The sequence below is a fragment of the Myxococcus sp. RHSTA-1-4 genome, from assembly GCF_020037125.1.
Taxonomy (GTDB): Bacteria; Myxococcota; Myxococcia; order Myxococcales; family Myxococcaceae; genus Myxococcus.
This window is the reverse complement of sequence record NZ_JAIQDG010000006.1, coordinates 141,605-164,258: the sequence shown is the minus strand read 5'-3', so window position 1 is coordinate 164,258 and position 22,654 is coordinate 141,605. Positions and strand designations below refer to the sequence as shown.

Below are 22,654 nucleotides of genomic sequence, written 5' to 3'. Positions count from 1 at the left end.
GGGGATGGGGGGCGCGGAACCTCGGGGCCCGCGAAGCATCCAGAAGGGTATCACAGCACCCCTGAAGGCCAACGCCCCCGTACCACGGTCTGAGATGGTGGAATTGTGAAGGAATACCGGAGGGATACAGGGCAACCAGGCGTGCGCGGGGCGGTTGATGGTTGGGAATGCGGCCGATAGGATGCGCAAGCCGAGAGTCCAGCTGTACCCCCGGTGGCAGTTACGCCCCCCTCCCTCACGGAGCCCCCGGATTTGAACCGCCCCACGTTGCTGCTCGCCCTGTGTCTGGTGCCTTCGCTGGCACCCGCCCAGAGCCAGGAAGGCATGGGACTCGACCTGACGGAAGAGTCCCAGCCTGCCTCGACCCCCGAGGAATCTCCCACTCCACCTCCCGCCGAGGAGGCCACGCCCGCCACGGCCACTGCCACGGAAGAGCCGGCGCCGGAACTGGCTGCTCCGCCACCACTGACGGACATCACCCAGGAGGACCGGGTGAAGAGCGTCCAGCGAAAGGTGTATCTGAAGAAGGGCCGCTTCGAGCTGACGCCGCTCATCAGCATCTCGGTGAATGATCCGTTCTACTCCAAGGTCGGCGCGTCGCTGCGCGGCGCGTACTACCTGGCGGACACGCTGGCCATCGCCGCGCGCGGTTCGCTGATGCAGGTGGTGCCGTCCGACGACGTGCGCCTGGCGAAGACGACCTTCCAGAGCAAGATCTACAACTCGGTGCCCGAGTGGTCCGCCATGGGCGACGTGGAGTGGAGCCCGCTGTACGGCAAGGTGGCGTTCCTCAACTCCATCCTCCACTTCGACGGCTACCTGCTGGCGGGCGCGGGCGTGGTGAAGACGGAGACGTCCTCGCTGCCCGACCGCGGCCTCAACCCCGCCGCCGACCTGGGCCTGGGCATGCGCTTCGTGGCGAAGGACTTCGTCGCCGTGAACGTGGCCCTCATCAATACCTCCTACGTGGACCAGCCCCTGGGCAGCAGCAAGGGCGCCGTCCAGAACGTCATGACGCTCAACGCCGGCATCTCTCTGTTCCTGCCGTTCAGCTCGACGGGGAGGGACGCGGAATGAAGCTCGCTCTTCGTCTGCTCCTGGCCCTGTGCCTCGTCGCGCCCGTGCTGGGCCACGCCCAGTCGACCTCTGAAGAGACGGAGGCCGGTGACGTGTCCGAGGTGGACAAGGACCGGCTCGGGCCGCTGCGCGAGCGCGTGCGGCCGGTCTCCGGGCACCTCTTCCTCAAGAAGGGGCGCTTCGAGTTCAGCCCGTCCGTCACGGCGTCGCTGCGCGATGCCTTCTTCAGCAAGTACATCTTCGGCGGCACGCTGACGTACCACCCGCTGGAGACGGTCGGTGTCAGCCTTCGCCTGGGCTACGCCATCAACACGGTGGCCGGCGCGGCGCAGATCTGCACCTTCGACGGCACGGGCGCGGACGCCACGCGTGGCTGCGGCTCGCCCACCATGAACCAGCTCGACGGGCAGGCCCCCGGCCAGCTCAAGCTGCTGGGTGGCGCGGACGTCCAGTGGGCCCCCATCTACGGCAAGCTGTCGCTGCTGGCGGAGAAGTTCGTCAGCTTCGACATGTACGGCATCGCGGGCGCCTCCGTGGTGCAGTACCGGGGCCCGGACCTGGACGACGCGCTCGCCGCGAAGAACTACCTCACCGGCGGCGCCAACCTGGGCGTGGGCGCTCGCTTCTTCTTCAACCGCTGGGTGACGCTGCGCGCCGAGGTGCGTGACCTCATCTACGTGGAGAAGAGCCGCGACGCCGACAACTACCTGCGAAACCAGCTCCTGTTCGAGCTGGGCGTGTCCTTCTTCTTCCTCAACGGCTCCGAGTCATGATCCGCTCCTTCCGGCTCATCCGTGTCGCCGTCCTCGGGCTCGCGCTCGCGTGGACGGCCCCCAGCTTCGCCCAGAGCTTCGAGGGACTGGACCTTGGTGCCCAGTCCAAGAAGAAGAAGCGAGGCTCCACCAGCAAGAAGAAGAAGACCTCCACCCGCAAGTCGCGGGGCGGCAAGGCCACGCCGGCCACGCCGGAGGACACTTCCGAGGACGCCTCCGCCTCCAGCGAGAGCCCGGCCGGGGCGCTGACGCCCGCGGAGACCGCGCCCGCGGTGCCCGCGCAGCCCGCGGCCACCCCCGCCTCCACGCCCGCGCCCGCGCCGACTCCCGCCTCGCCTCCGGCCTCCGCCGGCGGCCTGGGGTTGGATTTGACGTCGGACGCGCCCAAGCCGGCCGCGCCCACCATGTCCTTCGACGCGGTGGACGTCTCCGGCAAGACGGCGGACCGCCAGCGGCTGGACGTGGCCGTCAGCCTCTTCAAGAACGACGAGTACGAGAAGGCCGCCATGGCGGCGCACGAGCTGCTGGGTGACGCGAAGCTGGCGGGCCTGCACACCGAGGCGCGCTACGTGCTCGCCAAGTCGCTCTACCGCATGGGCATGTACCACTCGTCCCTGGGTGAGTTCTCCAAGCTGCTCGCCCTGGGCCCGTCCACCAAGTTCTTCAAGACGAGCCTGGAGTGGCTCTTCTTCATCAGCCGCAAGACGAAGAACGAGACGGTCATCCTCGACGAGATTGCCCGGCACGCGAACCAGGAGTTCCCGGAGAAGTACCGCAACGAGTTCCGCTACCTCCTGGCGCGCTACCACTTCGTGCGTGGCCGCGCGCTGGACCAGGTGGGCCAGCCGGCGGATGCGGACAAGAGCTTCGAGGAAGTGAAGCGCCTGGTGCTGATGATTCCCCGCACGGACCCGTTCTTCCCGCGCGCGAAGTACCTGGAGGGCATTGCCTCGTTCCGCAACGGCAGTCGGCAGAAGGACGCGGCCTCCAAGCGCGGCAACGGCGAGATGCTGGCCTCCGTGGAGGCGATGAAGGAGGTCATCCGCCTCACCCGGCCCATGCCCGGCAAGTCCGCCGAGCAGGCGAAGCTGGACAAGTCGCTGCGCGAGCTGGCCTTCATGCAGCTGGCCCGCACGCACTACGGCATGCAGCAGAACCGCTACGCCCTCTTCTACCTGGCCAAGGTGGAGCGGGGGAACACGCAGTGGCTGGAGTCCCTCTTCGAGTCGAGCTGGGCCAACTACCGCGTGGGCCAGTACGAGCAGGCGCTGGGCAACCTGATTACCCTGTCCTCGCCCTTCTTCCGCGAGGAGTACTTCCCCGAGGCGCTCATCCTGAAGGCGGTCATCTATTACGAGAACTGCCGCTACCGGGAGTCCAACCTCATCCTCCAGGACTTCGAGCGCACGTACCTGCCGGTGCATGACCAGCTCGAGTCGCTGGTGAAGAAGAACATGGACGCCGGGGAGTACTACTCGGTGCTCGCCGAGGTGCAGAAGAAGAACAAGGAGGGCCTGGAGAAGAACGAGACGGACATCATCCTCGAGCGCATCCTCCGGCTGGCGCTGACGGACCAGGACCTGCGCAAGACGAACGACTCCATCCTCGAGCTGGAGGCGGAGATGGACGCCTTCGCCAACAAGGCGGACACGTTCAAGTACTCGGAGCTGAGCAAGTCGCTGCTGGAGGACCTCAAGGTCCAGCGCACCGCCCTCATCTCCAAGGCCGGTATCATGGCCAAGGGCAAGCTGGAGACGGAGCTCGTCGCGCTCAAGCAGCTGCTGGCCAACGGCCTGCGCATCAAGTTCGAGACGACGACGAAGGAGAAGGAGTTCCTCGAGGAGCAGCTCAAGGCGGGTGGCCGCACGGCCATCGTCAAGAAGTACAAGTACTCGGTGGCCGTCCCGGACGACCAGCTCTATTGGCCGTACGAGGGCGAGTACTGGCGTGACGAGCTGGGCACGTACCAGTACACGCTGACCAAGGGCTGCATCGAGCGCGACACGGCGAACCGGAACGTCCAGTCCGCCGAGGCGATGTAGCGCCGGGTACTTCTTCACTCTCCACCTGCCGCCGGGGGCGCTATCTTCCGCGCTCCCGGCGGTTTTTCTTTTTCGAGGAAGGGGTTCCTGGTGGTGAGGCGGGCGGCGTCACTGCGCGTCGTCTTCGGAATCGTCGCGCTGGACCTCATCGGGTTCGGCATCCTGATTCCGCAGCTCGGTGTGTATGGAGTGAAGTTCGGCGCCTCGCCGTTCACGGTGGGGCTGCTCATCTCCGTCTATTCGCTCATGCAGCTGCTGGCCGCGCCGCTCCTGGGCCGGCTCAGCGACAGGTACGGCCGGCGGCCGGTGCTGCTGATGAGCCAGGTGGGCTCGCTGGCGGGGTACCTGCTGTTCGCCTTCGCGGACTCGCTGCCGCTGCTCTTCCTGGCGCGCATCATCGACGGGGTGTCCGGGGGCAACATCTCCACGGCGCAGGCGGTGGTGGCGGACATCACCCCTCCGAAGGACAGGGCGCGGGGCATGGGCGTCATCGGCGCGGCCTTCGGCCTGGGCTTCGTGCTGGGCCCGGCGCTGGGGGGCTTCCTGGGGGCCTGGGGCGGCAACCTCGCCATCGGACTGTTCGCTGCCGGACTGGTGGCGCTCAACCTCACGGGCACCTTCTTCTTCCTCCCGGAGACGCGGCCTCCGGACGCGGCCGGGGGCCACGCGCGCACGCTGAAGGGCGCGTCCGTGGCGCTGCACCTGCCGGTGGTGGGGCGCTGCCTGGTGCTGGTGCTGGTGTTCACCACGGCCTTCGCGCAGATGGAGGGCACCTTCTCCGTGTACCTCCTGACGCGCTTCCTCTCGTCGGGGCCGGTGCCGCTGCAAGGGGGGCTGTTCCTCCAGGCGGCGCTGCCGGATGCGGCCGTGCTGCGTGAGGCCAGCCTCCGGGCCGGTTGGCTCTTCGCCCTGGTGGGCGTGCTGTCCGCGGCCGTACAGGGCGGGCTGGTGCGCCGGTTGACGGGAGGAGAGGAGGGCAGGCCGGGGCGCGAAGCCCTGCTGGCCACGGTGGGCTTCGGGCTGACGGCGGCCGGACTGGCCCTGCTCCCGGTGGCACCGACGTACGCGTGGTTGTTTCCCGTGATGGGGCTCCTGGCGGTGGGGTCGGCGCTGGTGAACCCATGTCTGTCCGCCCTGGTATCTCTCCATGCTCCGCCGGAGCGGCTGGGGGCGGTGCTGGGGGCATTCCAGGCCTTCGGCTCGCTGGGGCGGATTGTCGGGCCGGCGCTGGGCGGGTGGCTCTTCACCCGTATGGGGCCGGGGGCGCCGTATGGGACGGCGGCCGTCATGGTGGGCATGGCGGGGCTGCTGGCGTTGTCCCTGGTGGCCCAGGCGAGAATGGCAGGCGCGGGGGCCGGGCAAAGGTCCTAAGATGGAGGCCATGGTGGGGACGCAGCCGCAGCCGGTGACGATTGCATTCGATGTCATGGGGACGGACCACGGCCCCGCGGAGGTGGTGCGCGGAGCGGCGATGCTGTCGCTGGAGGCTCCGCACATCCACACGCTGCTCGTCGGCGACCGGGCGCTCATCGACGAGGCGCTGGCGGAGACGAAGCACAACGGCGAGCGCATCTCCGTGCAGCACGCCGCGGACTTCGTCGGCATGGACGAGAAGCCGGGCGAGGCGCTGGCGCGCAAGCCGAACGCCTCGGTGGCGGTGGCGGCGCGGCTGGTGGCGGAGGGCGAGGCCCAGGCGCTGGTGTCCGCGGGCAACACGGGCGCGGGCGTGCTGGCGTGCGCGCGGCACTTCCAGCTCATCCCCGGCGTGCGGCGCGCGGCGCTGGCCACGGTGTACCCGACGCGCTCGGTGCGTGGCGCGAAGGAGGACCCGTTCTCCCTCATCCTCGACGTGGGCGCCACGGTGGAGGCCACGGCGGATGACCTGGTGACGTTCGCCGTCATGGGCTCGGCCTACGCGCGCATCATCTCCCGCAACGAGCGGCCGAAGGTGGCGCTCCTGTCCAACGGCGTGGAGCCGCAGAAGGGCCCGCCTCGGGTGGTGGAGGCGCACGCGCGGCTGTCGGAGCTGCCGGACATCAACTTCATCGGCAACGTGGAGGGCATCGACATCCCGAAGGGCACCGCGGACGTCATCGTCACGGACGGCTTCGTGGGCAACGTCTGCTTGAAGATGCTGGAGGGCGTCCACGACACGGTGGTGGAGCTGGCCCAGTACGCCTACAAGGAGAGCCTGCGCTGGCGCGCGGGCCTGGCCATGCTGTCCAGCGGCATCCAGCGCATCAAGGACATCACCGACTGGAACCAGTACGGTGGGGCGCCGATTCTGGGCTTCGACAAAATCTTCATCAAGGCGCACGGGCGCTCGAAGTCGCGGGCCATCGCCAACGCGGGGAAGGTGGCGGCGAAGGTGGTGGCGAACAACCTCGGTACCGCCATCCGGGAAGGCCTGAAGAAGTGAGCCTGCCGGACCGCATCGACCCACGTCCGCCCCGGCGCATCTACCGGTGGGACCTGGACAAGACGTACCTCCAGACGGACTTCGACTCGCTGCGTGATTTGCTGCGCACGGCGTTCCAGAAGGCGCACGAGAAGGTGGCGGTGCCCGGGGCGAGCGCGCTCATCCGCGAGCTGTCGGAGCAGGGCGACTCGCGGCTGTGCATCGTCTCCGGCAGCCCGAAGCAGATGCGGGCGGTGCTGGAGGAGAAGCTCAAGCTGGACGGCGTGAAGTGGGACGAGTTCGTCCTCAAGGACAACGTGGGCAACCTCCTGCGCGGCCGCTTCCGGGCCCTGCGCGGGCAGGTGGGCTACAAGCTGCCGGCGATTCTGGAGAGCCGGGTGCACGCGCCGGTGGAGGCCGAGGAGGTGCTCTTCGGCGACGACGCGGAGGCGGACGCGTTCATCTACTCGCTGTACGCGGACCTGATTGCGGGCCGCGTGGACGAGCGGGTGCTGTCGCAGGTGCTGGAGGCGGGCGGGGTGTACCCGGACGACGCGGAGCGGGTGCGCGCGGCGTGGAAGAAGATTCCGGTGTCGGACCCGGTGCGGCGCATCTTCATCCACCTGGACCGGCTGACGCCGCCCGCGCAGTTCTCCGCGTACGGGCCGCGCGTGGTGCCCATCTTCAACTACTTCCAGGCGGCGCTGGTGCTGCTGGCGGACGGCCACCTGACGGCGCCGCAGGTGCTCAAGATTGCCGTGGAGATGGTGCAGACGGCGGGGCACAACATCATCACCCTGTCCAACTCGTTCCAGGACCTGCTGCGGCGCGGGCTGCCGCTGCAGCAGGCGGCGATTGCGCTGTCCCAGGCGCTGGAGGGGCCCAACAAGCTGCTGGCGGCGATGCGGCCCATGCCGGACATCCTCTCCGCGTTCAGCAAGCGCCTGGCCGCGCTGGGCACGCCGCCGCCGCCCCCGCCGGTGCAGGCGGTGGACTACGTGAAGCTCATCCACCACGCGCTGCCCCGCAACCACAAGGGGCGGACGAAGCCGGCGGAGTAGGGCGGGGCGAGGGCCCCGAGGCCTTCCGGGCCGGCGCGGTGGGCCGGGACGGAGGTGCCGGTGACTTTGGCACCTCCGCCCGTGAGGCCCGGGACGGTCAGCCCCGGACCCGCAGCGACTCCACCCACTTGTTCGGCCGGCCGGCGAAGTGGTCCTCCAGCCGGTCCACGACGTGGCCGGGCTCCCACACGGCCGCCCGCTCCAGATGCAGGCACTCTTCGCGGCTCGCGGGGCGCTCGTCCCCGCCGTCGTGGGTGATGCTCAGTGCCCCCGACAGCGGGTCCTGCTTGAAGAACGCAGGGGGACGCAGGAGCTCCTCGGGCACGGTGACCCGTCCGAGCACCGGCCAGAGGCCGCTGGTGACCGCGTGGTTCATCACCCAGAGGCTGAAGGCGATGGGCTTGCCAGCAATCTCCTCGACGGGAGGCGCTGGCTCTCGAGCCCGGAAGTCAAAGAACGCCATCAGCGGCTCTGGCAGGACCCACGCGAACGCGAGCCTGCCCTCGGAGAGGGGGATGGCCACGATGTCGCCCACCCTGCGTCTTACCCTGCGTGCTGCGCTCATGGTCCGAACTCTTTTTTCGCGGCGTCGATGTAGGTCTGCCGGTTCGGGTTGTTGGGGGAGATGCCGTTGATGGCATTCCCGGAGGTGCCACCCGTCGACCGGGCACCGCCATTGGCGTCAATCCCCTGCTGCTCGCGTCCCCGGATGGCGGCCGGGTTGCTCGAGGATTTGTCCAGGACGGCTGGGCCATAACCCTGCCCGTTCATGTGGTGATTCGCATCCCGCCTGGCCACGTTCTGGGCGGGGGTGCCCGTCCCGCTGGTGCGGCCCGTATATACATCGCCCGTCGTCGGATGGGTCTTCGTGTACGTCTGGTAGGTCCTCGAGCCTCCCCGGATGCCCATCGTCGGGGGGGCCCGGACGCCGCCCCTGCCGCCGCGGCCCCCGCTCTCCAGGGCGGCTCCCACGCCGTACCCGAACAGGTAGGACATGCGGTTTTCACTGGGCGGGTTGAACTCGCCCAGGGCGTGTTCGCCGATGCCGGTGAAGAACGCGTCCAGGGACGCGCGCCAGCCGGACACCCCCTTGGCCTCGGTGCCGAACGGGTCGACGAGGTTGAGGGGGTCATTGCGGACGTAGGCGTAGAGGTTGACGTCGTCCTGGGTGCCGATGGGGTCGGTCTGCACGAAGCGGCCCAGCCAGGGGGCGTAGGCGCGGGCGCGCAGGTCCACGAGGCCCGTCTCCGCGTCCTCGCGGCGCCCCTGCCAGCGCAGGGCCACGCAGCCGGCCGTCGTCGGCTGGCAGGAGGCCACCGACGCCTCGCCGAACGGGCCGTAGGTGTACTTCGCCGTCACGGTGCCGGCGGCATCCGTGACGCCGATGATGCTGCCGAGGCGGTCCGCCAGCAGGTACTTCTTCGCGGTGCCCTCGATGATGGCGAGCGGCTCATCCAGTCCCGGGCCGGGGATGTAGCGGCGGATGAGGGCGTTGGCGCCGTTGTAGTCGGCAAGCTCCGCCAGCCCCGCCAGCAGCACCTGGCTGACGGTACCGGCGACCGTCTTCTTCACCCGGCGGCCCACCGGGTCGTAGCCGTACGTGGCGGAGGTGGTGCCCTGGGTGGCGCTGGCGAGACGGTTGAGGGCGTCGTAGCCCAGCGTCCGGCCGTTGCTGGAGGTGAGGTTGCCGTTGGCGTCGTAGGCCTGCGCCTGGCCCGTCCACGTCGTGTACTGGTTCAGGCCGTTGGAGACGTAGGCCGCCGTCTGCGCCGCGGGCGGGACATAGACATACGCGGCATTCGTCGACCACAGGCCCGTGAGCTGGTGGGCCTTGTTGTAGCCATGGGTGAGCGTCACGTCGTCGGCGGTGCCCGCGGTGTCGTGCGTGAGCTGGTACACGGGGCCCGCCGGCCAGTACGAGTACGACGTCGTCACGCCGCCGCGCGCCATGGAGGTGCGCCGCGAGGCCTGGTCGTACGCGAAGGTGACGAGGGTGGTGGTGCCCGACTCCTTCACCGCGGTGACGCGGTTGGCGCCGTCGTACTCGTAGGTGACGTAGTAGCCGTCCGGCCACGTCAGCCGCTCCAGGCCACCGGACTTGTTGTACGTCGTGCCGATGTTGCGCGTCCACGTGCCGACGACGTCGCTCGTCTGGGTGACGCGGCCGGCGTTGTCGTAGGTGTAGCTGATGACGTGAGAGCCGTCCGCGTAGCGCGTCTGCGAGGGCCGGCCCGCCGCGTCGAAGTCGTAGGCGACGTTGGGCACGACGGTGCTGGTGCGCTGCCGCAGCCGCTGGAGGACGTCGTAGACGAAGGTGAGGGTCTGCCCCGCCCGCGTCCGCTGGCTGGTGACGTTGCCGGCGGCGTCGTAGCCCAGCTCTTCATAGTCCGTGGTGCTGGACTGGCCCGCCGTCGTGGGGTTGGGGAAGTACGTGCGCTTCAGCCTGTCGTACGCGTCGTACTCGTACGTCGTCTTGTTGCCCTTGGCGTCCGTCAGCGTCTGCACGCGCCCGTTGTTGGTGTACGTGTAGGTGGCGTAGGTGGCCTGCGAGGCCGTGCCGTAGGCGAGGTAGACGCGCCACTCGCTGCCGTCGGCGTACCTGTCGTAGCGGGTGACGCGCCCTTCCATGTCCGTCACCGACAGGAGGCGGCCCGCGTTGTCGTAGGTGTTGACGCTCTTCGGGGTGGTGCCGTCGACGGTGTGGGCCCAGGCGGAGACGGTGGCCACGTTGCCCGTCGGCGTGTACGTGCGGACCTGGCGCAGCCACTGCGTGCCGAGCTGGCGGCGCGTCTCCGTCAGGCGGTCGTCGGCGTCGTACGTGGACTCCGTCACCGGGGCGGCCTGGCCCGTCGCGGGCACCGGCTCCACCGTGCGCTCCAGCAGCCGGTTGGCGTTGTACACGTAGGTGGTGACGAAGCCGCGCGGGTCCGTCACCGAGGCCACGTCACCCGCGGGGGTGTAGCCGTACTGGGTGACGAGGTTGAGGCCGGCCGGGTCCACCTGGCGCTGCAGCAGCGTCTTCTTCCCCGCCTCGTCGTAGGTGTGGCGCACCAGCCGGCCCGTCGGGTCCGTCTCGTCCACCACCTGCCCGCGCGTGTTGTACGTCCACGTCGTCGTCGGGTTGACGCCGTCGACGAGGGGCTGGATGCGCTTGAGGAGGTTGCCCTTCGTGTCGTACTGGTACGTCGTCTGGTTTCCGAGCGCGTCCCGCGTCCACTCCGGCTTGTTCCAGGTGGCGTGGTAGGAGGCCGTGGTGACGAGGTCTCCCGTGCCCGTCTTGGGCTTGACGCGCGTCTCGATGACGTTGAAGCGCGAGTCGTAGGTGAGGAGGACCTGGTTGCCCTCGGGCAGCCGCGTGCCCACCAGGTTCTGCTGGCCGTCGTACGTGTACGTCGTCGCGAAGCCGCGCGGGTCGATGAAGCGCCGCACCTTCCCGTTGTCGTCGAAGTACCAGACCTTCGTGTTGCCGAGCGGGTCCACCTCCTCCGTGCGGGTGCCGGCGACGAAGTACTGCGTCAGCATGCCGTTGGCGTCGAGCTGCTCCTTGACGCGCCCCAGCGAGTCATACGTGTTGGTGACGAAGGCCACCGTCGGCGCCGTGGGATAGAAGATGCTCCGCACCTGCCCCGGCTGCACGTAGCTGTACGTCGTCGTGTTCAGCCGCGGGTTCCTCACCCCCGTCAGGTTGCTGCCCGTCAGGGTGTACTGGACGGAGCGGCCGGCCCCGTCGGTGACGGTGGTCAGCCGCCCCGAGGCATGGGTGAACGTCAGGCTCCAGCCGTGGGTGTGCGTCACGGAGGTCAGCAGCCCGCCGGAGTAGGTGAAGTTCAGCCCCACCCCGTTGGGATTCCGGAGGGTGGCCACCGTGCCGTCGGCGTTGAACGTCATCACCTCCTGCGTCTTCGCCGTCAGCTGCCAGTTGGCGGGCTTCGTGAGGGTGGACGCGGAGCCGGGCGGGGGCAGGTAGCGGAAGAGGCGCGCGCCCCCGGCGTCGAGGCCATTGGGGGCCTTGATGAACTGCTGGTTGGCGCCCATGACGGACACCGTCGCGGCGTTGTCCACCAGCGACTGGGTGGCCCACTCCTGCACCATCGTGGCCAGCACGAGGTTCTTCAGGCCCTTGTCCGTCGCCAGCAGGTCATGCGCGACGTACAGGCCGACGAGCATCGATGCCGCGTCCGCCGTCGAGTCCTCGCCCAGGCCCTGGAAGCCGTCGCTGTCCTCGCGCACGCGGACGTCGAGGTTGTGGCCCCAGCCGCGGCCCAGCACGCCGTCTCGCAGCCAGGCCCCCGAGTTGTAGCCGCGCTTGAAGACGAACTCCGCCTCCGGCGGCCCCACCTGCAGGTCCTCCACCTCGTGCACGAAATCACCCGTCACCACGTTGACCGGGTCACCCGACTTCGGCTGGGAGGCGGCGTTTCCACCGTTGGTCGCGGACGACTGCGCGCTCGTCTCGATGCTCGAGGACGCGGTGGTGGACGCCACCGTGGTGCTGGAGAAGCCTCCCTTGGCGCCGTTGATGATGTGGCCGATGGCGTTGTTGCCCGAGCTGACGGCGAGGAAGGTGAAGCCCACCCACGAGCCCTGGCCCAGGTTGCCCTCGCCGGGGATGATGATGCGGTAGCCCGCGTTGATGTAGGCCTCCGCGTTGGCCAGCTCGTTGGCGTCGTAGTTGAGGGCCGCCAGCTTGGGCTTGATGGTCGCCCAGTTCAGGCTCGTCGCCTCGTAGAAGGTCTTCCCCGCGGTGTTGGCCACGTCGAAGAGGCTCACCGTGGAGATGCCCTCCACCGCCTGCGTCTGCTCGAGGACGGTCGACTCGTAGGCGCTGCCGAAGCCGGCGGTGGAGAAGAAGGCCGTCAAATCACTGCCGCCCGCCTTGGAGATGGTGGAGCCGTAGGCGAAGGGGATGTCCACGTACGGCGCGGTCGTCTGCCCCGCCACGCCCACCACGTGGTGGGTCAGGACGTAGGAGTTGGTGACGCGCTCGAGGAGGGCCGACGTCACGCTGCGCTCGGCCAGCCACAGGTCGGCCAGCTGCTGGAGCGACTCGCCCAGCACCGCCTCGGAGTCCCCCGCGCTTCCACCCGCCCGCAGGGTGGTGGACTTCTGCCGGTGGGACTCGCTGGCGCCGCGTCCGGTGGCGCCCCAGCCATTCATGATGGCGTAGGTGTAGTTGGCGCCGACGCGCAGGTACATCGTCCCGGACTGGTCCGCGTAGGTGCCGCTGTTGGCGGCGTAGGCCTCGTTGATGGTGACGGTCATCGCCTGCGTTCCGCCGGCCGTGCCCGCCGTCGTCGCCGTCGCCTGTGTCACGCCGTCCAGGAGGAGGACCGCCTTGTTGTCGGCGCCGTAGCGGAGGGTGAGGCGCTTGCCGCCCAGGTCGGAGGCGTAGAAGGTCTTGTCGATGCCGCCCACCTGCAGCCGCAGCGTGGGGAGGTACGAGGTGGGGATGGACGCCCAGAGGGTGGGCGTCGTGCCGGCCTTCAGCTTGGGGTTGGCCGTGACGCGCAGGTCGGCCTGGCCGGCGATGGACTGGATGGGGCGGCCGCCCAGCGTCTGGTCCATCGTCTTGAAGGTGTGGCTGGCGCGCACCGTGTTGATGAGGTTGGTGGCGTAGGTGTGCAGCTTCTGGCGGAGCGCCGTGCCGTTGAAGCTCTTCAGGGACGCGCCCGAGACGTCACCGGCGACGCCGCCCACGGAGGTGAGGAAGTCGCTCTGGGTGTAGCCCAGGACGGAGGAGAGGCTGATGGCCGCCGGGGTGAGGGAGGCCTGCTTCCGGGCAGGGTCGAAGTGGTACCAGGTGGTGCCCAGCTCCTTGCCCGTGGCGCGGACCCAGACGTGGCCCATCTCCACGACGGTGACGTCGCCATTGGCGTCCTGGCCGTAGGCCATGGGGATGCCGCCGCTGGGCAGCAGCCAGCTCAGCACCGCGCCCTTCTTGGAGCCGAGCCAGCCCTCGACGTCGGCGGGGGCGAGGCTGAGCGTGCCCTGCACGACCTCGGCGGTGTAGCCGGAGGCGCGCAGCAGCTGCACCATGAGGTTGGCCTGGTCGAAGGCGTTGCCCGCCTGGTCCAGGATGACGGACTGGGGGCTCTTCTTGAGGCCCCACGTGGGGGTGAAGGCGATGGTGTCGTGGACGTACTCGTGGATGCGGTCCACGTCGGAGCGCAGCGCCCTGGCGAGCTCGGCGAGGTCACCGACGGGCTGCACGAGGGCGGCCTGCATGATGGGAGCGTCGGCCCGGCGGGACTGCGTCTCGTAGTAGCGGACGGCCTCGTCCGGGGACACGCGAGGCCCGTGGATGAGCCCCACCGACGGGAGGGCGCCACCGGGGGCGCTGGCCGTCTCCGGAGCCTCCTGGGGGCCACGTGCCGCGTCCGGGTCCTCTGCCGTGCCGCCGCCCTCGGGCGGGCGGGCCTGGCCGTCGAGGACGCCGGGCACGGCCACCTGGGCCGCGTCTGGCGCGAGCTCCTGGAGGCAGGCCGTCGCCTCACCGTCTCCGGTGCCGGCCAGCGTCAGCTCGGCGTGGACGACGTCCGGGACGAGGGCGTCCGGCATGTCGCACGTGTCGAGGACGAGCGCCTGGTCGCGCGCCACGAAGCGGCAGCCCAGTTGCGTCCCGTCGCCCTGGACGAGGCGCAGCGTCGCCGTCGCCTCGCCGGGCAGGGGCTTCTCGCTCCGCCACGACAGGGTGGAGGGGGCGCGCACCTTCTCCGCGCGGGCACTCTGCCCCTCGCGCTCGGCATTCCACTGCCCCGCCACCGCGACGCCTTCGCGCACCGCCGCCGTCGCGCTGGGGTTGCACTCCTGCGCGGACACGTCCCGCGTGCCGGTCTCCGCTCCGCCGCAGGCGGTGAGGAGGAGGGTCCCAAGCAGACCCGCTTTCAGTCTCAGGCTCATGGTGGTGTCTTCCTAGGGAGTCGGAGGGACGGGGTTGGGGTTGGTGATGGTGGTGTCGATGACGCGCTGGGTGCGGTTGCCCGCGACGTCCAGGGTGTGGACGATGCGCTTCGTCGAGGCCGGGTACTCCGCCCACTGCAGCCGTCCCTGCGCGTCGTAGCCGAAGGTGACGGCCGTCTGGGTCGCCAGCGCGGCCTCCCGTGCCGAGACGGGCATGCCCTCCTGGGGACGTGCCGCGGGGGCCGTCACTCCGGCTCGCCCGGCCTGTTCCGGCGCCTGGGGCTCCGAACCACAGGCCGTCCCGAGGCAGGCGAGGGCGCCCACCGCGAACAGTGAAGATATACGTCTGGCATCCGCAATGCCTTGCTTGAAGAACAAAGTATTCATCCTCGTTGTCAGGGATTCGCTGTCACGTGCGGAACTCGGCCGTGACAAGGCTTGCTCACCACCAGGGCTGCGTGGCGCGGCGCGCCTCAGCAAAGCCCGTACCAGTGGCTTCTCCAGACAGACGAGCACAGTGAGAACAACAGAACAGAGCCGAGTCGCCGGACAGCGGTTGGGGGAGGTGAGGTCCCCACAGGCTGGGGGGCCCGCACAACATTCGCTGGGCGGAGGCGTCACTCAGGGGGGGCTGGGGTCGAATGACCCTCCCGCGCCCTCCCTGGTTTGATGACGCTCAGTTCAGGTCGGGCGGGGGCCGGCGCTGCTCGAGGCCGCACCGGGCCCCCGGGTGAAGCGGTGACTACGGGCAGGCGAAGAGCGCGTCGAGGGCGGCCACGGCGGCGTCCACGTCCACGTCTTCCGCGTTCGTCTTCTCCACCTCGGCCTTCAGCACGTCCGCCCGCGCCGCGTTGGTTTCCCGCGCCGCGCGGTCGAAGAAGGGCCCCAGCGTGTTGATGAAGGCCATGCGCGCCTGGGAGCCCTCCTCGTTGCCACACGTCAGCTCCGTCAGCCGCTGGCGGAGGATGAGGGCCGTGCCGCGCAGCAGCGCCTTGTCGTACTGGCGCAGTGCCCGCTGCTGAAGCGCGGTGTTGGTGGCGGCGCCCGTCTCGTTGTCCAGGTTGCGCCAGCAGCGCACGGCCAGCGCGCCGTCATAGGCGCGCTCGTGCGTCTCCGGCCCCAGCGCCTTCACGTAGGCCGCCAGGCCCTTGGGCTCCGCGCGCGGCGTGCCACCCGTGTAGTAGGCCCAGGCGCTGTCGCAGTCCTTCGGGGTGCTGGCGCAGCTCGTCACCTCGGCCAGCGGCGAGACGTAGAGGAACCAGAGCAGCGCCGCCTCGATGCGCGCGGCGTGCACGCGCGGTGACTCGCCCTGGGCGCCGCGGGTGAAGGCATCGTTGAGGACGGGGAGCAGCTTCGCCGGGCCCACGCACCGGTCCGGCGCCGTCTCCGGCACGCCCTGGTCCCGGCACCGCGCGCCACCCGGCGCGGGCGGGTAGTGGATGTCCTCGCGGCGCTGCACGCGTGACGCCAGGCCCTCCGGCTGGGTGAAGAGGTCCAGTGACTCCACGAACTCCTGCGACGTGGGCACCTTGCCGTCCTTCCACAGCTTGACGGCAATCTGGTCGAACGCCGCCACGCGGGCCACCGTGGAGATGTTGGGGTCGATGGGTGTGTAGACGTTCTCGTCCGAGACACACGCGGGCCACGCGTCCGTCACGCTGTTGTTGGCCGCCGCGTCGCGGGGACGGTAGTCGGTGGCCGCCGGCTGGCAGGCCGTCACGTTCTCCGTGTAGACGGGCGGGTTCTCGCAGTCGATGTCGTTGCCCCCGGCATCGGGGTTGCCGTTGGGCTTCGGGTCGTCGTCGCCGCAGCCCGTGGACAGCAGGGCCGCCGTGGCGAGGGTGAGGAGGATGCGCTTCATGGGTGTCTTCTCCCGCGGGGAAGGAGGAGGCGCTCGGGGCGCTCGTCAGAAGGGGGTGGCCTCCAGGGAGACCACGAGTCCCCGGCCCGGGCCGTTGACGCTCGAGCCGTGCGAACGGTACGCCGCGTCCGTCACGTTCTCCAACACCGCGGCCACCACCCACCGTGTATCCAGCCGCCAGGCGGCTCTCACCTCGAGCACTGCGTACCCGGGAGTGCCTCCCAGCGGAATTCTCGCATCCGAGCGATCCGCGATGGCGAGCCGCTCCTGCGCGAGGGCCCAGCGCAGGCCGGTGCTCGCGGAGAGGCCGGAGGGGTGCGCCCACAGCAACTCCACGGTGCCGTTGAGCGGAGGCACACGCGACAGGGGCACGCGCGGCGAGTAGGGCACGTCGGGGTTGGCGGGTGGGTCCGCGAGGTTGGGGCCCTCGCCCCACGTCCACGCGACGCCGGCCTGCGCGGTGAGGGCCGCGGGGAGCCGCAGGCGGGCGCTGCCCTCCAGGCCGTACAACATGCTCGGCTCGCGCGCGTTGACGAGCTGGAAGCGAGACCAGGAGGCATTGCACTGCGGGGTGGACGGCGGGCAGTCCGCCACGTCGCGAGGCCGCCGGCCGATGGCGCCGTCCAGCCGCGTGGCGAAGCCCCAGCCTTCCAGCGTGACGCGCCAGGAGCGCAGGCGGGCGCCCAGGTCCAGCGTGGTGGACCGCTCGGGGGTGAGCGCCGCGTTCTCGAACTGGAAGCCGGGGCCGGTCTGCTGCCGCGAGGTGAGGTCGTCCAGGTTGGGCGCGCGGAAGGAGCGGTCCAGGTGCGCCAGCAGCGTGACGGCGCGCGCGGCCTTCCACTCCACGCCTGCGTGGCCCACCCACGGCACCCAGGTGTTGCTCACCGCGAGCGTGCCGGACTCGGCGTCCTCCGGGGCGCGGGCTGAGACCAGCCCCACCCGGGTTCCGGCGCGCGCGGTGAGCCGGGAGTGGGCCTCCCACTCGGCGTCCATGAAGACGCCGCCGGTGAAGTAGCGCGAGCCCCGCAGGTACTGGCCCCGGCTGCGCTCCAATTCCACGCCGAGCGCGGTGAAGGCCGTGCGGGCCTCCGAGCGCACGAAGTCCCATGCCCCGTCCGCGCCGAAGGTGAAGCGCACCGGGCGCGAGGCCAGGGTGTACGGACTGGGAGACACGTGCAGGGTGGCTCCCAGCGTGTCCACGTCGTCCGTGCCCCGGTCCACCACGTTGAAGGCGGGACGGTTGAAGGTGCGCCGCTCGTGCTGCTGCTGCCAGGACAGGGTGGCACGGGCGGTGGTGCCCCAGCGCTCGGCGCGAGTCCAGGCCGCGTACGCCAGCGTGCGGAACTGCTGGTCATACTGGAGGCACTCGTCGAAGCGCGAGAAGGGCGGGGCGCACTGGTCCGTGCGCGGGGCGTCGTACTGGCGATAGAGGTATGCGGCCGCCGTGAGCGTGTCCCTGTCGCTGGCGCGCCAGACGAGGCGGCCGTCCGCCGTCAGTTCATCGAAGCCCGTGCCGAGCTGGGTGCGGCCATCCCTGTCGAAGCGCGGCACCTCGGGCGGTTGCCCGTCGGTGAGGTTGTACACGGGGCCGCCGCTCTCCAGCAGGCCCACGCGCCGGCCGCCCACGCCGCCGATGAAGCCGAGGCGCTCGGTGGCGCCCCGCACCTGAACCCGGCCGCCGCGCTCGCTGTCGGCGGTGGCGCCGCGCAGGAAGAAGGTGGGGCGGAAGGGCGTGGGCCTCGCGGGGGGCTCCAGCGGGTGGGCCAGCAGCACGCCGCCCAGCGCGTCCGAGCCGTACGGCGTGGAGGCTCCGCCGCGCAGCACCTCCACCGAGTCCAGCGTGCGCGAGTCAAGGGTGAAGAAGTACTGGTTGGGGCCCTGGCGCCAGGTGCTGGTGTTGAGGCGGATGTCGTCGAAGAGCGCGAGCGTCTGCTGGCCGGTGAGCCCGCGCACGAAGGCCGAGCCCTGCGCGTGCGCCGTCTGCTGCACGAAGACGCCCGGCTCCCAGCGCAGCGCGTCGGGCGCCGAGCGCGGCAGGCGGCGCTCCAGGTCCGCGCGGGTGACGGTGCTCGTGGCGCGACCCTCGGGCGCGTCGTCCGCCGAGGCGGACGCGGAGACGATGGTCTCGCGGGAGAACTGAATCTCCGGGGCCACGGGGCGGCCCCGGGACGTGTCCTCCGCCGGGGGAGGCACGGAGACCTCCGCCGTCTCCTGGGCTCCCACCGGCGTGCCGCACAGCAGCGCCACCCCGGCGGCGAGGAGCGCGGTACGGGCGGGCGGTGCGGGACGGGGAGGACGCATCGGGGCCGGGGAGGCCGCACAATACCGGCCTCCCACGCCCTGTCAGCCCCCCGGGGACGCAGTGGCGCCTGGCGCGCCCGGCCCGGGGCCGGATGGCCGCCCGCTCTCCGGACGTCCGTCAAGCCCGCTCTGTCCCGGCCCGCCCGGCACCTCCCCGAGCGGCCCGGGGCCCGCCGTCCCGGCGGTTCCCAGAACGTTTCGCGTGCGTAGCGTGTTGATACGAGACAGAGTGCCCCGGGAGAACGGGTCGTCCCCACGCGCTTCCGGTCACGTGAGCTACGTGCGTGACGCCGTTCAGCGCACTCGGAGCGAGCCCGGAGCAGGATGCCCTTCCACGTTTTCGTGAATCTTCCACCGAGAAGGGGCTGTCAGCCGGTATGCTCGCGAGGGCGCAGGCGAGGCCCCTTCCCCCAGGGACGGAGCAGGGAGGCCACGGTGGCCCCCGCCGGTCCGGTGGTGCCGGTCAACAATGTCTTCCCGCGCTACTCCCCACCGGGGAGGATGCGGTATAGACGGCTGCCCTTAAAGCGCCCCTTGTGGGGCGTCAATGGCGAATGACGCGAGATTCGAATGAGACGCCGCCTGCCGGCGGTCCGCTGCCACCTGCGCCCGACACAGACGCGCGCGAGGTTCCCTCTTCCGAGGCGGCAGCGACTACCGAGCGCGGCGAACAAGAGGTTCCCATGAGTTCCCACCTGGAGCTGTCGGCGCCCTCGGAGGAGGCCAGCGCCTCCGAGCCCGTGGCCGCCGAGCCGGCCCCTTCCGAAACCGAAACCCCCCCTACGTCCCCCGCCACCCCCGCCCGGCCCGAAGACCTCGAGCCCCCCGTGCTCGCCGCCGGGACGGAAGAGGAGGAAGACGAGGACGATGAAGACGACGAGGCCGACGCGCTGGTGGGCGGCTTCGACGACTCCGGCCTGAGCGCCGAGGCGGTGCTCGCCGCCGCCGAGGCCGCGGACGCCGCCGAGGGCCTCGAGCCCGAGGTGGAGCAGGTGCCCGCCGTCCTCGAGCCCGAGCCCGAGCCCACCCCCTTCGAGCGCGAGCTGCACGCGCCCCATGTCCGGCCCTCGGGCGAGCCGGCGGAAATCGACCCGGACGAGCTGGACCCGGACGCACTCAAGGTGGTGCTGCGCCTGCACCAGCACGGCCACCAGGCGTACATGGTGGGCGGCTGCGTCCGCGACCTGCTCCTGGGCCGCAAGCCGAAGGACTTCGACATCGCCACCAGCGCCACCCCCAACGAGGTGCGCGGCATCTTCCGCAACTGCCGGCTCATCGGCCGGCGCTTCCGGCTGGCGCACGTCTACTTCAAGGGCGGGAAGATCATCGAGGTCTCCACCTTCCGCGCCAACCCGACGGAGCTGGAGCCCGCCAATGGTGGCGGTGAGGACGAGGGTGAAACGTCCGGCGAGGACCTGCTCATCACCCACGACAACGTCTTCGGCACCGCGCAGCAGGACGCGCGCCGCCGCGACTTCACCATCAACGGCCTCTTCTACGACGTGGCCGAGGGGCGGGTCATCGACTACGTCCGCGGCCGGCGGGACCTGGACGAGCGCTTCATCCGCACCATTGGCGACCCGGAGATTCGCATGCGCGAGGACCCGGTGCGCATCCTGCGCGCCGTGCGCTTCGCCGCGAAGCTGGAGCTCGACATCGAGTCGCGCACGTACGCGGCCATGGAGGGCGCGGTGGAGGACCTGCCGCGCTGCGCGCCCGCGCGCCTGCTGGAGGAGACGTTCCGCCTCATCCGCGGCGGTGTGTCCGCTCCGGCCCTCAAGCTGCTGGACGCGCTGGACGCGCTGAAAATCCTGCTGCCGCCGGTGGCCGCGTACCTCAAGCAGCACGGGAAGGAGGGCGAGAAGACCTTCTACGCCTTCGCCAACGCCATGGACCGGCGCGTGGCCGCGGGCGAGCCGCTGGACGACGCCATCCTCCTGGCCATGCTGCTGATGCCCATCAGCCGCTCGCCGGCGCAGGAAGAGGCCCAGGCCCCGGCGCAGGAGGGCGGCCGCCCGTCCGTGTCGCAGGTGGTGGAGGACCTGCTCGCCGGCTTCGTGCAGTCGGCGCGCCTGCCCCGCCGCATCGCCGAGCGCTGCCGCATGCTGCTGCTGGCCCAGCGCACGCTGTCCGGTGAGCGCCGCCGCCGCAGCGCCGCCTTCAAGCGCCACCCGCTCTTCAACGAGGCGCTCACCGTCTTCGAGATGACGGTGGAGGCCACGGGGGAGGGCCGCGAGCAGCTCGAGGCGTGGAAGGCCGGCGAGGTGCCGCCGCCGCGCGCGGGGGCCATCGACGAGGGCCCCGACGCCGGAGGCCAGCGCAAGCGCCGCCGCCGCCGCCGTCGCCGCCGTCCTTCCGGGGGCGGGGCCTCCGGTGAGGGTTCGGGTTCGTCCGCGTCCGGTTCCGACGCGGGCGAGGCGTGAGCCTCGCGACGCCGAGCTCGTCAGGCCGGCGGCGGACTGACTCGCGCCTCAGCGCTTCGGCCTGTCCACCGGGCGCTCGGAGCGGTGCGCGTCGTCGGCCGGGGCCTCGCTCCCGGCGATGTCCGCCGTCGTAATCGCCTTGCTGCCGAAGCGCTCCGCAATCTTGTCCAGCGCCGCGTTCAGCTTCGCGGTGCGCGGAGGCGCCGCGGGGAAGAGGCCGAGCTGCGGCGGCACGTCGTCGAGCTGCACGCTCACCCCGGTGAGGCGGATGGGCTTGCCCTCGTGCGAGCGCTCCATCAGCTCCAGCGCGGTGCGGTAGAGGGCCTGCCCGTCATCCGTGGCCTCGCGCAGTGTGGTGCGCCGGGTGATGAGCGTGAAGTCCGCGAACTTCAGCTTGAGCTGCACCACGCGGCCCTTCACCCCGGCGCGCCGCAGCCGCCGTCCCACCCGCAGCGCCTGCGAGTGCACGTGCGGCTTCAGCGCGTCCACCCCCGTGAGGTCCTCCTCGAAGGTGTCCTCCGCGCCCACGCTCTTGGCCGCGCGGTCCGGCACCACCTCGCGCGTGTCGATGCCCTGGGACAATTCCCACAGGTGCCGCCCGCTGGAGCCGAGCCGCTCCTCCAGCCACTCCGGCTCCCTCGCCGCCACGTCGCCGATGGTCCGCAGCCCGGCGGCCTTGAGCGCCTCCTCCGTCTTCGGTCCCACGCCCCACAGGCGCGACACCGGCAGCCCCGCGAGGAAGGCCACCGTCTCCTCCGGCCGCACCTCGCGCTGCCCGTTCGGCTTCGCCAGGTCCGAGGCAATCTTCGCCACGAACTTCACCGTGGCGATGCCCGCCGAGGCCGGCAGGTTCAGCTCGTCCGCGATTTCCTTGCGGATGCGCCGCGCGATGTCCGCCGGTGTCCCGAACAGGCCCACGGACGCCGTCACGTCGAGGAAGGCCTCGTCCAGGGAGAGGGGCTCGATGAGCGGCGTGTAGCGCTCGAAGATGGCGAAGACCTGCTCGCTGGCCTCGGCGTACGCGGAGAAGCGCGGCTTCACGACGATGGCGTGCGGCGCGGCCTTGATGGCGCGGGCCATGGGCATGGCGCTGCGCACCCCGAAGGGGCGGACCTCATAGGAGGCGGCGACCACCACTCCCCGCTGTGCGTGCCCGCCGACAATGATGGGCTTGCCTCGCAGGGCTGGGTTGTCCCGCTGCTCCACGGACGCATAGAAGGCGTCCATGTCCACGTGGATGATGGCTCGCATGGCACGAGTCACTGTAGTGGCCCCCTCTGACGCTCGACGGAAGCCGACATGAAGACCCTGACCGAGTACCTGTGGTTCGAAACCAAGGAGCGGCGCGAATTGGTGCGCCTCACCGACACGGTGACCTCGCTGGTCCGCAAGAGCGGCATCCAGGAAGGAATGGTTCTCGTCTCAGCCATGCACATCACCGCGGGCGTCTTCGTCAACGACGACGAGCCCGGCCTCCATGAAGACATCTGGGAGTGGCTCCAGAAGCTGGCGCCCTTCGGTCCCGATTACCGCCACCACCGCACCGGCGAGGACAACGGCGATGCCCACCTCAAGTCGCTGCTCATCCACCATCAGGTCATCATCCCCGTCACCGCGGGGAAGCTGGACCTGGGGCCCTGGCAGCAGGTGTTCTACGCCGAGTTCGACGGACAGCGCCGAAAGCGCGTCATCGTGAAGGTGATGGGCGAGTAAGGGCACACCCTGACGGGGTGGGTTGACGCGGGTGACGTGTCAGGTGGTGCGGGCGAGGCTCCGGCACCCCGGCACGGCGTGAGGGCGAGGCCCCGGCCGGGTGCC

Annotated in this window: 14 protein-coding genes; 8 read left to right on the top strand and 6 right to left on the bottom strand. The window is 70.5% G+C overall.

The window, feature by feature from the left end; all coding sequences use genetic code 11:
• Positions 1 to 252: 252 nt before the first annotated feature.
• The 6 genes from K8638_RS11395 (at position 253) to K8638_RS11370 (ending at position 7,351) form a co-directional block, all read left to right on the top strand.
• Positions 253 to 1,077, top strand: coding sequence for an outer membrane beta-barrel domain-containing protein (locus K8638_RS11395; protein WP_223754497.1), 825 nt, complete (start codon positions 253 to 255; stop codon positions 1,075 to 1,077).
• The gene (locus K8638_RS11390; RefSeq protein ID WP_223754496.1) at positions 1,074 to 1,850 is read left to right on the top strand and encodes an outer membrane beta-barrel domain-containing protein; all 777 of its coding nucleotides are present in this window, start codon (positions 1,074 to 1,076) and stop codon (positions 1,848 to 1,850) included. Before K8638_RS11395 ends, K8638_RS11390 begins: the two co-directional genes overlap by 4 nt.
• Positions 1,847 to 3,892, top strand: coding sequence for an adventurous gliding motility protein GltC (gene gltC / locus K8638_RS11385; protein ID WP_223754495.1), 2,046 nt, complete (start codon positions 1,847 to 1,849; stop codon positions 3,890 to 3,892). Before K8638_RS11390 ends, gltC begins: the two co-directional genes overlap by 4 nt.
• 90 nt (positions 3,893 to 3,982) lie before the next feature.
• On the top strand, positions 3,983 to 5,263 hold the full coding sequence (locus tag K8638_RS11380; protein WP_223754494.1) for an MFS transporter: 1,281 nt from the start codon (positions 3,983 to 3,985) through the stop codon (positions 5,261 to 5,263).
• A gap of 10 nt (positions 5,264 to 5,273) precedes the next feature.
• Positions 5,274 to 6,311 (top strand): phosphate acyltransferase PlsX, encoded by a 1,038-nt coding sequence (gene plsX / locus K8638_RS11375; RefSeq protein ID WP_223754493.1) that lies wholly within the window; start codon positions 5,274 to 5,276, stop codon positions 6,309 to 6,311.
• Positions 6,308 to 7,351, top strand: a complete 1,044-nt coding sequence (locus tag K8638_RS11370) for a phosphatase domain-containing protein (protein ID WP_223754492.1) — start codon at positions 6,308 to 6,310, stop codon at positions 7,349 to 7,351. The genes plsX and K8638_RS11370 overlap by 4 nt, the downstream gene beginning before the upstream one ends.
• 97 nt (positions 7,352 to 7,448) lie before the next feature.
• Here the strand turns inward: K8638_RS11370 and K8638_RS11365 are convergent, their stop codons facing one another.
• From K8638_RS11365 to K8638_RS11345, 5 genes are all read right to left on the bottom strand, one after another.
• Positions 7,449 to 7,916 (bottom strand): immunity 26/phosphotriesterase HocA family protein, encoded by a 468-nt coding sequence (locus K8638_RS11365; RefSeq protein ID WP_223754491.1) that lies wholly within the window; start codon positions 7,914 to 7,916, stop codon positions 7,449 to 7,451.
• Complete coding sequence (locus K8638_RS11360; RefSeq protein ID WP_223754490.1) at positions 7,913 to 14,251, bottom strand: RHS repeat-associated core domain-containing protein; 6,339 nt, start codon at positions 14,249 to 14,251, stop codon at positions 7,913 to 7,915. The genes K8638_RS11365 and K8638_RS11360 overlap by 4 nt, the downstream gene beginning before the upstream one ends.
• 12 nt (positions 14,252 to 14,263) lie before the next feature.
• On the bottom strand, positions 14,264 to 14,467 hold the full coding sequence (locus K8638_RS11355) for a hypothetical protein (RefSeq protein ID WP_223754489.1): 204 nt from the start codon (positions 14,465 to 14,467) through the stop codon (positions 14,264 to 14,266).
• A gap of 526 nt (positions 14,468 to 14,993) precedes the next feature.
• A complete protein-coding gene (locus tag K8638_RS11350) occupies positions 14,994 to 16,112 on the bottom strand; it encodes a hypothetical protein (protein ID WP_223754488.1) in 1,119 nt (372 codons plus the stop codon).
• A 45-nt stretch (positions 16,113 to 16,157) separates the two neighbouring features.
• Positions 16,158 to 18,413, bottom strand: a complete 2,256-nt coding sequence (locus K8638_RS11345; RefSeq protein ID WP_223754487.1) for a TonB-dependent siderophore receptor — start codon at positions 18,411 to 18,413, stop codon at positions 16,158 to 16,160.
• A gap of 683 nt (positions 18,414 to 19,096) precedes the next feature.
• Here K8638_RS11345 and pcnB point away from each other — a divergent pair.
• Positions 19,097 to 20,836 carry a polynucleotide adenylyltransferase PcnB gene (gene pcnB, locus K8638_RS11340; protein ID WP_223754486.1) on the top strand — a complete coding sequence of 580 codons (1,740 nt, stop codon included), beginning with the start codon at positions 19,097 to 19,099 and terminating at the stop codon, positions 20,834 to 20,836.
• 48 nt (positions 20,837 to 20,884) lie between these two features.
• On the opposite strand, the gene dinB is transcribed toward pcnB, so the two are convergent.
• Entirely contained in the window at positions 20,885 to 22,087 is a 1,203-nt protein-coding gene (gene dinB, locus K8638_RS11335) for a DNA polymerase IV (protein ID WP_223754485.1), read from the bottom strand.
• Between the two features lie 48 nt (positions 22,088 to 22,135).
• Between dinB and K8638_RS11330 the strand changes: the two genes are divergently transcribed.
• Positions 22,136 to 22,549: a secondary thiamine-phosphate synthase enzyme YjbQ gene (locus K8638_RS11330; protein ID WP_223754484.1), complete on the top strand. Its 414-nt coding sequence runs from the start codon at positions 22,136 to 22,138 to the stop codon at positions 22,547 to 22,549.
• The last annotated feature ends 105 nt before the right edge of the window (positions 22,550 to 22,654 follow it).